Raw genomic sequence first — 12,998 nt, 5'->3', positions numbered from 1 at the left:
ATTTAGCTCGCTGGCGGAGGAACGACATCGGCAGGATTGAGCCACGCATTGCCCTTTTCCAACACGTCGCGGGTCAAGGTGCTGGTCGCCTGATGGAGCTTCACGCCATTGATGATGTAGTTGTAACGCGCATCGAGATAATCGAATTCGGCTTGAAACAGATTGCGCTGGGCATTGAGCACGTCAACCTGCGTCCGTGTGCCAACTTCCAAACCGGCTTGCGTGGATTCCAGCGCCGAGCGTGCTGACACAATCGCTGCCTGCCGCGCCCGCACATCTTCGATGCTGGTCAAAATGCCGCGAAAAGCGTTTTTCACCTGTTGATCCACCAGACGGCGTTCTTGATCAAGGCGATCCTGCGCTGCGCGGTATTGAAAACCGGCTTGGCGGGTGCGTGAAGTCACGGTGCCGCCTTGAAAAATAGGCACATTCACCGATAACCCAACAAAACTGGTATTTGAATCGGTATTGTATGTCGTATCAGAACGCGACAAGTCGTAACCGGCTTCAACACTGACCGTTGGATAATGACCAGAACGTTCAATTTCAATTTTCCGATTCGCTGCATTTGCTGCTTCACTCGCCGCAATAATGCCGAAATTGCTGCGCACTGCGGTATTCGCCCACACCTCAATGTCATTCGGTTCGGGCGGAGATAATGGCAATTGTTCACCGAGTCGTGCCAGCGGCATTTTAATCGGCCCGACAATGGCGCGGAGTGCTTCCCACGCATTATTCAATAGATTTTTACTGGTAATCACATCTGCGCTGGAACGGTCATACGCAGCCTGACTTTCATTCACATCCGTAATTGCGACTAAACCAACATCAAAGCGTTGTTTCGATTGCTCAAGCTGGCGCTCATTGGCACGCAATAATGCTTCCTGTACGGTCACTGCATCTGCTGCGCGGAGCACATTAAAATACGCGACAGTGGTTTTCACCATTAAATCAATTTGGCTATTACGGTATTCCGCTTCTGCTTGTGCAATCACATGATCAGATTGTTGCAGCGTCATCCAACTGCTGCGATTAAATACCGCTTGTTTCGCCACGATTTGCGCATTCTGAGTGCTATAACGATCATTGCTGTGAAAATGACCATAAACGTTATTGCCCGTGCTTTCTGCATCCCGATACATCAGATCACCGCTCATACTCACGTTCGGCAATAACAACGCCTGCGCCTGCGGTTTCATTTCTCGTGTTGCAAATAATGTCTGTTCGGCCTCGCGCAGCGTTGGGTCATTTTCAATCGCAATATCATAGATTTGCACGAGGTCTTCCCCGTGGCTGACAGTGATGACGCTGCTAAAAAGCAACAGGCTTAAGGTGAAAAAACGGTTCCACATCGGTCTAGGTTTCCTTGTGTACGGTGCGCCAAATGAAGCACATAGAATAGGCGTAAGTATAGGTGACTTGATCAACGACCCTCAAACACCAACCCAGTGCCGCTAAACTAATAACATTTTCTGAGCGCCTCTGTATGTATCCGTCAAATAACGGCATTGACTTCAAAACGCTATTTCTTTCCTGCCTGAAACAGGGAGCAATTCCCATCATCGTGCCGCTGGTCGCAGCGTTGATCGCGCTGGCGCTGCCGCTCAATGTGGTGTGGCAGAGCTTGACCCTTCACGCAGTACTGGAATCCGCAGGTGCGACCATTGCGCTCATGGTGGCAACGCTGATTATTTTTTTCGGCAAGCAAGATGAATTATCGCGGTTGCCGGTAGCGATCCCGTTGGGATTACTCGGCAGTGGCTTGATCAATGCGTGTCATGCCGTGCTTGAGCTTGGTCAAGAATTTGTGTTTACCAACGTGTTATCAATTTTTATCGGCGGATTGCTCTTTGCCACCATTTATCTGCCATTTGGTCAGGCAACCGTGGGAACACATCGTGGGCGGATTTTGTGGATTACGCTATTGATCATCATCGGCGTGAGTGTCGTGCTGGCGTTTCCGCAGTGGATTCCAGTGATGTTTGAAAACGACAAATTTTCAGCACTGGCCATCGCGATCAACACGGTTGGCGGAGTATTACTTTTAGTCTCATCGCTGCGCTTTTGTGTGCTGTATCGCCGTATCGAGGACAGTCATTATCGTCAATTCGCAGTGCTATGTGCTCTGCTGGGCATTTCCGGCATCCTGTTCTCCAGTTCCACCATCTGGAATGCACATTGGTGGTGGTGGCATCTGCTGCGCTGGGGCGCTTTCGTTGGTTCGAGTTACTACCTACTGGCAAAATTGGCAGAATCAATGCGCGAACATCATCGTGCGGAAGAGCATTTCCGACAGATTTTTGAGCGCATGAGCAGCGGTGTCATCGTGTATTCCGCAGTGGATAATGGCAAAGATTTTATTTTTGAAAATATCAATCCCGCTTCCGAACGCATTGAAAAATTGCCACACGGTGCAGTGATTGGTCAGCGTCTGACCACAGTTTTTCCTGAAGTGAAATCATTTGGCTTTCTCGATGTATTGCGGCGAGTATGGACAACCGGAATTGCTGAAGAATTACCGCTGCGACTCTATCAAGATCACCGTATTGTGGGCTGGCGCGAGAATTACGTATACCGATTATCTTCGGGAAAAGTGGTGGCTGTTTATGACGATGTCACCGAACAAAAGCAAGTAGAAGACGATATTAGAATGACACGAGATCGTTTATTGCTGGCAACGCGAGCCTCGCAAATTGGCATTTGGAGCTGGGAACATCTCAATAATCGCCTGATTTGGGATCGACGCATGTGCGAAATTCACGGCGTTCCCGTTGGCGTGGATTGCACGCAATTGGATCACCAATTTTGGCGCTCGCGCTGTCATCCTGATGATGTTGATGGAGTGGAAAAAGCATTAAAAATTGCAATGGATAACAATGAAACTTTTGACCAAGAATTTCGGATTATTTGGCCAAACGGTAGCGTTCGTTATCTTCACGCAGTGGCGCTATACGAACGCGATTACAATGGCCAAATGATACGACTGGTTGGAATTAACCGTGACATCACTGCGCAGCATGAAACCGAAACAGTGTTGCGCCAAGCAAAAGAAACTGCGGATGCAGCAAATCGCGCCAAAAGTGAATTCCTTGCCAATATGAGCCATGAAATTCGCACACCAATGAACGCAGTCATTGGCTTATCGCAGTTGTTATTAGATACCGAATTAAACCCGCACCAACGCGATTATTTAAATAAAATTGATTCCTCGTCACGGGCATTGCTGGGAATTCTTAACGACATTCTCGATTATTCTAAAATTGACGCCGGAAGACTCGATTTTGATGACATCGACTTTGCTATTGATGACATATTAAATAATATCGAAGGGTTATTTGCATTAGAAGCAGATAAAAAAGGCATAGAACTTTATTTCCAAATCGCGCCAGAAGTGCCACCTTTATTGCGCGGCGATCCCTTGCGATTGGGACAAATTATCAATAATCTTGTCGGTAACGCCGTTAAATTTACAACGACTGGTGAAGTACATCTTAAAATTGAATGCCAACCACTTAACGAAAATCTACTGCAATTACAAGTTTCAGTACGCGATACTGGAATTGGTTTAACCGCAGAACAATGTGAACGCTTATTTCAACCTTTTCAACAAGCTGATGCTTCTACTACGCGGCGCTATGGCGGCACGGGTTTGGGATTGACAATTAGTAAGCGTTTAGTTGAATTGATGGGCGGAAAAATTTTTGTTGTCAGTGAATTTGGTCGCGGAAGTATTTTTTCTTTTCATGTGCGCGTTGCACCAGCGCATGAACTCGCTAAAATGTCTCGTGATCCAGCGCAATTGCGAAAAATGAAAACACTGGTCGTTGATGACCAATTGACTTCTCGTCTGGTACTGGAAGAACAATTACATGCTTGGCAATTTCCAATCACGTTAGCCGAATCCGCAGAATCGGGAATCGCCGAATTGATGGCAGCACAGCGTATCAATAAGCCTTTTGAATGCGCGTTAATTGATTGGAAAATGCCGAAAACTGATGGCGTGGCGATGGCGGCGCAAATTGCGCAATTGGTAAGCAAAGGTGCATTGACTCATGTGCAGGTGTTTATTATGGCAACGACCTTTGGGCGGGAACAATTACAAAACATCGAACGTTTCACACATATTAACGGGATTTTAGAGAAGCCAATTAAACCAACCGCGTTATTTGATGCGCTATTGGCATTACAGGGACAACAAATTTGTGTTGTGCCAGTAAATCGAGTTACTGAAATAATAATGGCATTAACGCAACCTATTCGTGGAGCGCGAGTATTGGTGGTTGAAGATAATGTCACTAATTTATTGGTGGCGCGTGAGTTACTGATTAAAATGGGTTTTATTGTCACAACTGCCCGTAACGGTGAAGAAGCGATCAATTGCGTTATTCATCAAAATTTTGATGCTGTTTTAATGGATTTGCAGATGCCCACGCTTGATGGTCTTGATGCAACGCGGGCAATTCGTGCTATGGATCGAGGTCAACATTTACCCATTATTGCGTTGACCGCCAATACACTGGATACTGATCGCAAAGCTGCTCAATTGGCAGGAATGAGTGACCATTTATCAAAACCAATTGATGCAATTACACTAGCGGAAATGCTGCGCCAGTGGATTCCTATTCGTGGTATTGCTACTATTGAACAGCCACTTGCGCAATTTTGTCCGGTGACTCAATCGACAAATCAATTGGCATACTGTCCAGATGATGTGGCTAAAGTGATGCAGCAGTTGCGTGAACTTGAAGAAATGCTGAACCGCAAACAGGGACAAGCACGGCGAATTGCAAATGAATTATGCTGCGAATTAGAAACCACAGCACTTGCGCCAACTTTTAACACTATTAATCACCAAATTCAACAATTGCGGTTTAATGAAGCTATCATTAGCTTGCGAGCATTGATGGCGTCAATTTGTCCGCCTGATAATAAGAAAATAGCACCATGAATGAGTTAAATAATCACCGATCAACGATTCTAATTGTCGATGATGTGCCTAATAACATTGAAATCCTACTTGGGGCATTAGAACGCGATTATGATACGCAATTTGCGACCTCTGGCGCAGAGGCGTTAGAACTTATAAAAAGTGAGTTGCCAGATTTAATTTTGTTAGATGTGATGATGCCAGGCATGGACGGTTATGAAGTGTGTCGCCGCTTAAAAGATACTCCGGCAACGCAGAATATCCCAATAATTTTTGTGACTGCCCGTGATGCAATACGTGATCAAGAACACGGGTTTAATCTCGGTGCAGTCGATTACATTACAAAACCCTATGAAATTTCGTTATTGCGGGCGCGAGTACGCACACATATTACATTAAAACGTAAATCAGATTTATTAGAAACGCTGGTGGCGTTGGATGGTTTAACCGGTATTCCTAATCGGCGACGGTTTGATGAAACGCTGTGTATTGAATGGCGGCGGGCAATTCGTGAGCAAGTACCGCTAGCACTTATTATGGCGGATGTGGATCAATTTAAAAATTACAATGATTTCTATGGTCACGGTGCTGGCGATGATTGTTTGCGGGATGTAGCCACCTGTTTAGTAGAAGCAGTGCGTCGCCCCGGTGATTTGGCAGCGCGTTATGGTGGTGAGGAATTTGCGGTTATTCTTCCTGATTGTGATAGTACTGGGGCGCAATATGTTGCCGAGCAGTTTCGTGCTCTCGTGATCAATCGAGGGATTCCACATTTGCGATCATCTGTGGCGAATCATGTCACCATTAGCGCCGGCGTAGCTGCCTGTATTCCTGCCGTAGCGGATGCACCAGAAGAACTCTTAAAAACCGCTGATTTAGCACTGTATCAAGCGAAATGGAATGGTCGTAATCGCGTCTATCAAAGTGTGATTAACCATATCCATTTGAATTAAGCATAAAGTTCGCACATCACTACATCATGCAGTGTAATAATGTGCGCATTGTTTAACTGCCGATGCGATATTGATGCGTCAACTGTTTTAATTGATCGGCAAGCTGTTTTAGATTACCAGTTGCAGACACAACGCCATCAGTGCTATCAAGCGTTTTCATAGAAAGATGACGAATACTTTCTACATTACGATTCATTTCTTCCACCACTTCGCTTTGCTCTTCAGCGGCAGTCGCAATTTGCGTATTCATATCGCTAATTCTTTCCACTGCTTGCGTAATTGAATTAAGCGATTGATCGGTTTTTGCAGCGGATTGCACACTTTGTTCCGCTTGCTGGCGTCCCCGCTGCATCACGACCACGGCACTGCGCGAACCTTCCTGTAAACGTTGAATTAACGTCTGAATTTCTTGAGTCGCATCCTGAGTACGTTGCGCCAATGTACGCACTTCATCAGCAACGACGGCAAATCCGCGTCCAGCTTCACCGGCTCGTGCCGCTTCAATTGCCGCGTTGAGCGCCAGCAAATTGGTTTGCCCAGCGATGCTGCGAATCACATCAAGGATTTTGCCGATATTTTCCGATTCCTCACCGAGCCGCCCGATAGAATCGGCTGCTTCGGTGACGCCATCTGCAAGATGTTGAATTCCGGTCACACTTTGGCGAACGATGCTGCGTCCGGTTTGTACTTCGTCGTTGGCGCGTTGTGCGGCATCCGCAGCAGCGCTGGTGTTATTCGCAACCTCGGCAACAGTGGCGGACATTTCATTCATTGCCGTCGCCACCATGTCGGTTTCTTGATACTGCTGCTCCATTAAATGATGCGTGGAATTGCTCGCCGTTGCCAATTGTTGCGCGGAATTAGTGACGCTGGTGGCGGAGTCCTGAATTTTGCCGATTACCGTTGCCAAACGTGATTGCAACATCTTGATTGATTGGAGAATCTCGGCAACTTCATTATTACTTTTGACATGAATTGGAAAATAAAGATCACCCGCAGCGATTTTTTTTGCGGTAACGATACATTGCCGAATTGGCATGAGAATAGAACGTGTATTCAGTTGCGCTAAAATAATGCTGGCAATCAGCGTGATTACTCCAATCCACACATTTTCAAACCAACCGGCAGCAACTGCTCCCAATCCAATGAAAAGATAAGAGGCGTTAATACGCACTCCGCAGCCAACTGTTGGCAGCCAAGGACGCGGTAAATTGCTCAGGTTTCGGTTGCGAATACTGGTATAAAGCCGTTCTGCTTGATTGATTTGAGCGCGAGTGGGTTTGGTGCGTACTGATTGATAACCAATCAAAGTTTCACCTTCATAAACCGGAGTGACATACGCATCAACCCAATAATAATCACCATTCTTGCAGCGGTTTTTCACCAATTTGCGCCAAGATTTGCCGCGTTTTAACGTATCCCACAGGTCTTTAAATGCTGCAGTGGGCATATCAGGATGACGCACGATGTTATGGTTGGCACCGATCAATTCAGCTTCGGTAAAACCGCTAATCTGAATAAAGGGTTTATTGCAATAGGTAATAATTCCCTTCGGATTGGTAGTCGAAACGAGAACCATTGACTCCGGGTAATTATTTTCCCGATTGGTAACAGGTAGATTTTTCTTCATGTGTTAATCAGTCGCCTCTGTGAGCGAGAAATAATCTAAATGGAGCGTGAGGTTGTCGTGTCTACAGCTTTAGAAGATGCGATGTTAGCGCAAATTGCGGATGTTGAAATGCGGCTTTTTGGCAGAATGGCTTAAATGTAATAATCAATTAAATCAACAAAATATGTGCCAAACCTGATTTACTAAAGCAGCTTTGTTTGAAAGCAACCAGCAGTTCATGTATCTTAGACGCCTCGCTGGATAGACATCTAATGTCTGCCAGCACGATCTGGAGAGATGTCCGAGAGGCTTAAGGAGCACGCCTGGAAAGTGTGTATAGGTTAATCCCTATCGAGGGTTCGAATCCCTCTCTCTCCGCCACCATATTCTTTTAAAAGTCCTCATAGCAAACGCCCCGCTATTGTCATTAAGACTCTGTTTGTTATGCGTAATTCTTCTTTTTGCATCACTCGAATATCACCGCCTTTCATTCGTTGCTGCATCCTGCTCGTGGCACGATTTCTATGCTTCAACGTATTGACATCAATTGCTGTCAGACTGGCGCAAATAAGCGTATCTCGCACCACACCGCTATTCACTCCTTCTTTTAGGTATCGCTCATGCTTGCTGTGATGATCCTCCTGCTGTTGCCGCCGATCCTGATGATTTTATGGCGGTTTTTTCAAGGCCCTGATGCCGCTAATCGCATCCTCGCGCTCGATACGCTGTCCATTCTCGTCATTGCACTGCTGGCGCTGTTATCACTGTGGTTTCAACGCAGCATTTATTTGGATGTGGCGCTCATTTTCGCAGTCGTCGGCTTTGCGGGCGTGATCTTATTCAGCCGCTTTTTAGAAAAGGGGGTTTAAGTGGAAACGCTCGGCTATATCCTGATGTCCGGCGGATTATTTTTCTTTTGGGTCAGCGGCTTGGGTTTAATTCGGATGCCCGATGTATTCACGCGAATGCACGCAGGCGCGAAAGCAACCTCCCTCGGTTCGTTACTCACACTGCTCGGCGTTGCCTGCCTCGCGCCAGCTTGGGCACCGAAACTGCTCATCATCGCCATCTTCATTTTATTGACCAATCCGCTGAGTTCCTCAGTGCTGGCGCGGGCGGCATATCGCAGCGGAGCGCAGATGGTGCCACTCGCCTGCGATGCCTGCGCCGAACGCCAAGCCGCACTCGCAGCAGAAACGGATCCCAAAGAGGTCGCAGCATGACCGGATTACTCGCCATTTTATTTTTCGCGTGGATGATCGGCGCAGCCCTGCTCGCCATTCGCCAGCCCGATTTGCTGCAATCCGCACTCGGGTTATCGCTGCTGAGTTTGGGCGCAGTCGGGCAATTTTTCTTATTACACGCGCCCGACGTGGCGCTGACGGAAGCGGCAATTGGCGCGGCAGCCAGCAGTTTTGTGATGCTGATGGGCGTGCGCCAGCTCGGTCGCACTGAACGGAAGGACTTGCAATGAGCCGTCGTCTCCCGCTGCGGAAACGTTTCCGCGTTCACACGCTGCTGCTGATCGCGCTGTGCGGCTGGCTGCTGATGCTGCATTTGACGCTGCTGCTCAATCACGGCTTGGATGCGCCGAGCAACGGCGTCGGCGATCTGTATCTGGCACGCAACAGCGAAACTGCGTCCGCCAATGCCGTCACGACGGTGGTCGTGAGTTATCGCGGCTTTGACACGCTCGGCGAAGTCACGGTGCTCTTTCTCGCCGCGACTGGCGTCGGCATGTTGTTTGCGGGCGGACTCGGTGCCACGCCAGCATCCCGCGACCGCCACAACCATCCAATGAAGTAATGGTGACGGGAACGCGCCTGCTATTTCCGGCGCTCCTGCTGCTCGGCGTCTACATCGTGCTGCACGGCCATCTCTCACCCGGCGGCGGCTTTCAAGGCGGCGTCATCGTCGCCACCGCGTTCTTTTTGCGGATGATCGCCGATCCCAAATTCAACCTCGATCACGCGCCACTCGGCTGGACGGAATCCTTCGCCGGCAGCGGCTTCGTCCTGTTTGGAATGCTGGGATTGGTCTTCGTGACCACCGCCAGCTTTCTCGGCAACTTCCTGCCGCATCCGGTCGCAGCGATGGGCAACTGGTCAGCGCCGGCGTGATTCCGCTGATTTATCTGTTAGTTGGGATCAAAGTTGGCGCAGAAGTGGGCGCAATTTTTCAAGACATGCTCGAAGCCGATCACGACACGCCGGTTTCCGCCCGCGCTGCCGAGGAACTGTAATCATGTTGGAATTTCTCGATAGCCCAGCGGTGCTGCATAGCATTTATTTAATTGGCAGCCTCATTCTATTTTTCATTGGACTTTACGGACTGCTGGCGAAACGGCATTTATTGAAAATTTTCGTCAGCATTGAAATCATGGAATTGGCGGTGTATCTCATTTTAATCGCCATCGCCACCACGCCCGGTGAAACTGCGCCAATTCTTTCTGATGGTTTAATTGCATTCACTGGCATGAGCGATCCCATTCCGCAAGCATTAACGCTCACCGCGATTGTGATTGGCGTCGCCGTGACTGCGCTGGGCACTTCAATGGCAATTCAATATCACCGTTTAACCGGCAAGGTTAGCGTCGCTGAGATGACTGAATTAAAGGATTGATGATGACACTGCATTTCACTCCCGTTTGGTTCATCGCCGTCCCCTTATTGCTGGCATTTTTAGCGCCGCTGTGGGTACGGTGGCGATTGTTAATGCCGGTATTATTTAGCGCCCAAGTCGCATTATTCGCGCTCGCGCTGTCATGGCTGCCGACAGTCCGCATTGCCCGATTTTAGAAACCATTGTCATTGCCCCGCCGCTGGGTATTCATCTGCATTTAGATGCAGTCGCGTTATTATTAGTGGCGCTATTCAGTTTCGCGGGTGCAATCGTCGCAGCATTTATTTGGTTGGATAACAGCGCAGCGCATTTACGCGAACGTCCCGCATTCATTTTAATCTTGCTGCTCATTGCCGGCAGCAACGGCATGGTATTGACCGGTGACATCTTCAATCTGTACGTTTTCATTGAAATTGTCGGCGTGAGCGCGTATGCACTGGCAGCCATTCGCCGCGATAAAACTGCACTGGAAGCAGGCTTAAAATATGATTGTGGCTCGGTCGCCGCAATCTTTATTTTATTCGCCATCGTGCTGCTGTATTTGCAAACTGGGTCAACTAAATATCGCTGCCTTGCTCAGGCTTTCGGCAACATGCCAGCGCAGATGCAATTATTGATTGGGCTGTTAATGCTGATTGGTTTAGGCATTAAAGCCGAGCTGTTCCCATTTAATTTCTGGGTGCCCAGATATTTATCGCGGCAGCGATCCTGAAATCACCGCTCTGTATTCTGGCGTATTAGTCAAAGCCTTTTTATTCGTGCTCTTCCATTTAACCTTTATTCTGCTCGCCGATCCCACTGTAGCGCGGAATTGGTTAATGGCGCTGGGCGCAATCACAATGATCGTTGCCGAATTAGTTGCGCTGCGCCAGAATGATTTACGGCGCATGTTGGCGTATTCATCACTTGGTCAAGTGGGACTCATCACGTTGGCGCTGGCATTTGCTTCTGAAGCAACGACAGCAGGCGCGTTATTTCACATGATCAATCACACGTTAATTAAAGTGCTGCTATTCCTACTGGCGGCGCTGATGTTGCGGCAATACGCATCACTCAAATTGGCAGATTTACAGGTTTAAGTCGCACGATGCCGCTGGCAGCGGGATTATTTGTGCTGGGCGCATTGGCAGTTTTAGGCTTGCCGCCATTCAGTGGCTTTATCAGCAAATTGTGGATTCTGAAAGGCTTTGCTGACGTGCAAACGTTCTGGCCAGTGGCGCTTATTCTGACTGCTGCTTTAATTGAAGCGGGATATTATTTCCGCTGGATTCGGGTTTTTTACGCGCCGACTGATGCGCTGCCAATGGCTAAAATAGAAGGTGAAAAAACCTTAAATTATGCGCCATTGCTAGTCATTGCTGGGTTGCTGATTGTATTGGGTGTCGCGCCGTTCTTATTGGAAGATTGGTTGCAACAAGCAGCGCAGGCGCTATTGGGACGCGAGGCGTTATTAAATGCAGTGTTGGGGCGATAGCACCAGAACCAGCTCGACAATCGACACCAATTCACGCGCATATCCTAATGATGCAAAAGATACTTGATCTATTAAATAAGCAGAAACTCGTTGAAAGTATGCTGTATAACCAAGCAACACCACGCAATGATCTTATTGAGACGCTGGTTCATAAACAACATTTGGTTGAATTACAGCGTCTTTTAGGGCGGTTATCAGCAACTGAAATCGGTGAGATTCTTTCTGCCATGTCAATTGATGATGCCAAGGGTTTATGGCGTCAGGTGGATGAAGATCGACAAGACGATATTCTGTGGGAACTTTCCGATGCACTGCGTGAATCATTAGTGGGACTGCGTGAGCCGCGTGATAGTAAGGGTCAAATGAATGCTTTCGAGCTTATTAATGGGCGCTTGCAACGAGTTCCTATTACTTGCCGCCAAGACCTTACTGCAATTCATCCGATTTGGATTGATCTACTTGGCGCATCAAAAGGCGAACGGCGAAGCATCGGACAGTATTACGGTTTGGAATTGCCCACCGCTGACGATGCGACTGATTTAGAAGTGAGTGCGCGTTTTTATGTTGAAGAAAATGATGAAGTACACCTTCATTCCAATTTTTTATTAGACCGTGAAGATGATTCGCGCAGTGTTCCGGTCGCATTTATTTTACATAAAGATATTTTGTTTACTGTTCGTGATGAAGAATTGCCAGTTTTTCGCTTGCAGCGTTTAAGAGCACACAACCAACCCGGTTATGTCTCCGATTGTAAAGATGTTTTACTCGATCTTTATGGAGCAGATATTGAATACTCTGCCGATGCTTTAGAAGACATTTATACGGCGCTTGGTGAAGTGGGGCGTCAAGTATTAAGTGAAGCCATGACGGATGCAGAAGCTGCTGGCATTTTGGCAGAGATTGCAGAGCAAGAAGACCTCAATGGACGCATTCGGCGTAATATCTTGGATACCCAACGCATGGTGTCTTTTTTAATGCGAGGTCGTTTTATTTCATCAGATCAAATCAGTGATGCGAAGGAGTTATTACGCGACATCGAATCACTGAATAGTCATACTGCATTTTTATTTGAAAAAATCAATTTTTTGATGGCTGCTACAGTGGGTTTTATTAACATCAATCAAAATCAGCGGGTTTCGGTACTAACGACGATCACCGTTGTTTTTATGCCTATTAACGTAATTGCAGGAATGGGCGGTATGTCTGAATTTTCGATGATGACGCAAGGCATCAATTGGCCAATGGCATACGGAGCATTCAGCATCAGCATGGTGATGATTGGTTGGATCACATATCTAGTGTTGCGGTTTTTTGAAAAACGCCGAAATAAAGGCTTTCTCGCTGGTCGGGTTAAAGATCGGCAAGTGAGTTAATACGGGGCAAGCGTTTTCATTCCGCGATTATCAATTTCTA

General features: G+C 47.6%; 16 protein-coding genes and 1 tRNA gene. 15 read left to right on the top strand and 2 right to left on the bottom strand.

Features of this window, described 5'->3' with window-relative positions; genetic code table 11:
* Positions 1 to 2: 2 nt before the first annotated feature.
* On the bottom strand, positions 3 to 1,352 hold the full coding sequence (locus CXB77_RS12905) for a TolC family outer membrane protein (RefSeq protein WP_105074233.1): 1,350 nt from the start codon (positions 1,350 to 1,352) through the stop codon (positions 3 to 5).
* Positions 1,353 to 1,486: 134 nt separating this feature from the next.
* Here CXB77_RS12905 and CXB77_RS12900 point away from each other — a divergent pair, with 134 nt between their 5' ends.
* Both CXB77_RS12900 and CXB77_RS12895 read left to right on the top strand, forming a co-directional pair.
* Positions 1,487 to 4,948 carry a response regulator gene (locus CXB77_RS12900; protein ID WP_105074232.1) on the top strand — a complete coding sequence of 1,154 codons (3,462 nt, stop codon included), beginning with the start codon at positions 1,487 to 1,489 and terminating at the stop codon, positions 4,946 to 4,948.
* Positions 4,945 to 5,880, top strand: coding sequence for a diguanylate cyclase domain-containing protein (locus CXB77_RS12895; protein WP_105074231.1), 936 nt, complete (start codon positions 4,945 to 4,947; stop codon positions 5,878 to 5,880). The genes CXB77_RS12900 and CXB77_RS12895 overlap by 4 nt, the downstream gene beginning before the upstream one ends.
* Before the next feature lie 52 nt (positions 5,881 to 5,932).
* Here the strand turns inward: CXB77_RS12895 and CXB77_RS12890 are convergent, their stop codons facing one another.
* A complete protein-coding gene (locus CXB77_RS12890) occupies positions 5,933 to 7,510 on the bottom strand; it encodes a methyl-accepting chemotaxis protein (RefSeq protein ID WP_105074230.1) in 1,578 nt (525 codons plus the stop codon).
* 270 nt (positions 7,511 to 7,780) lie between these two features.
* Here CXB77_RS12890 and CXB77_RS12885 point away from each other — a divergent pair.
* The 13 genes from CXB77_RS12885 (at position 7,781) to CXB77_RS12850 (ending at position 12,958) form a co-directional block, all read left to right on the top strand.
* Positions 7,781 to 7,870: transfer RNA gene (locus CXB77_RS12885), tRNA-Ser, on the top strand.
* Between the two features lie 239 nt (positions 7,871 to 8,109).
* Complete coding sequence (locus tag CXB77_RS12880) at positions 8,110 to 8,358, top strand: monovalent cation/H+ antiporter complex subunit F (protein ID WP_105074229.1); 249 nt, start codon at positions 8,110 to 8,112, stop codon at positions 8,356 to 8,358.
* The gene (mnhG, locus tag CXB77_RS12875) at positions 8,359 to 8,712 is read left to right on the top strand and encodes a monovalent cation/H(+) antiporter subunit G (RefSeq protein ID WP_105074228.1); all 354 of its coding nucleotides are present in this window, start codon (positions 8,359 to 8,361) and stop codon (positions 8,710 to 8,712) included.
* A complete protein-coding gene (locus CXB77_RS12870) occupies positions 8,709 to 8,963 on the top strand; it encodes a Na(+)/H(+) antiporter subunit B (RefSeq protein ID WP_105074227.1) in 255 nt (84 codons plus the stop codon). Before mnhG ends, CXB77_RS12870 begins: the two co-directional genes overlap by 4 nt.
* Positions 8,960 to 9,295, top strand: coding sequence for a hydrogen gas-evolving membrane-bound hydrogenase subunit E (gene mbhE, locus CXB77_RS22085; protein ID WP_242445699.1), 336 nt, complete (start codon positions 8,960 to 8,962; stop codon positions 9,293 to 9,295). The genes CXB77_RS12870 and mbhE overlap by 4 nt, the downstream gene beginning before the upstream one ends.
* Entirely contained in the window at positions 9,295 to 9,609 is a 315-nt protein-coding gene (locus CXB77_RS22080) for an MnhB domain-containing protein (protein ID WP_242445698.1), read from the top strand. Before mbhE ends, CXB77_RS22080 begins: the two co-directional genes overlap by 1 nt.
* Complete coding sequence (locus tag CXB77_RS23165) at positions 9,606 to 9,731, top strand: hypothetical protein (RefSeq protein ID WP_277949404.1); 126 nt, start codon at positions 9,606 to 9,608, stop codon at positions 9,729 to 9,731. Before CXB77_RS22080 ends, CXB77_RS23165 begins: the two co-directional genes overlap by 4 nt.
* 2 nt (positions 9,732 to 9,733) lie before the next feature.
* Positions 9,734 to 10,111: a sodium:proton antiporter gene (locus CXB77_RS12860; RefSeq protein ID WP_105074226.1), complete on the top strand. Its 378-nt coding sequence runs from the start codon at positions 9,734 to 9,736 to the stop codon at positions 10,109 to 10,111.
* Between the two features lie 2 nt (positions 10,112 to 10,113).
* On the top strand, positions 10,114 to 10,287 hold the full coding sequence (locus CXB77_RS22075; protein WP_242445697.1) for a hypothetical protein: 174 nt from the start codon (positions 10,114 to 10,116) through the stop codon (positions 10,285 to 10,287).
* Positions 10,254 to 10,823 carry a proton-conducting transporter membrane subunit gene (locus tag CXB77_RS22070; RefSeq protein WP_242445696.1) on the top strand — a complete coding sequence of 190 codons (570 nt, stop codon included), beginning with the start codon at positions 10,254 to 10,256 and terminating at the stop codon, positions 10,821 to 10,823. The genes CXB77_RS22075 and CXB77_RS22070 overlap by 34 nt, the downstream gene beginning before the upstream one ends.
* Entirely contained in the window at positions 10,783 to 11,190 is a 408-nt protein-coding gene (locus tag CXB77_RS23160) for a proton-conducting transporter membrane subunit (RefSeq protein ID WP_347338172.1), read from the top strand. The genes CXB77_RS22070 and CXB77_RS23160 overlap by 41 nt, the downstream gene beginning before the upstream one ends.
* A gap of 8 nt (positions 11,191 to 11,198) precedes the next feature.
* The gene (locus CXB77_RS23155; protein WP_277949403.1) at positions 11,199 to 11,585 is read left to right on the top strand and encodes a proton-conducting transporter membrane subunit; all 387 of its coding nucleotides are present in this window, start codon (positions 11,199 to 11,201) and stop codon (positions 11,583 to 11,585) included.
* Between the two features lie 47 nt (positions 11,586 to 11,632).
* Positions 11,633 to 12,958: a magnesium and cobalt transport protein CorA gene (locus CXB77_RS12850; protein WP_105074225.1), complete on the top strand. Its 1,326-nt coding sequence runs from the start codon at positions 11,633 to 11,635 to the stop codon at positions 12,956 to 12,958.
* The last annotated feature ends 40 nt before the right edge of the window (positions 12,959 to 12,998 follow it).

Source organism: Chromatium okenii, assembly GCF_002958735.1.
In the GTDB taxonomy this organism is placed as follows: domain Bacteria; phylum Pseudomonadota; class Gammaproteobacteria; order Chromatiales; family Chromatiaceae; genus Chromatium; species Chromatium okenii_A.
The sequence above is the reverse complement of the archived record's forward strand: the minus strand, read 5'-3'. Positions and strand labels throughout refer to the sequence as shown.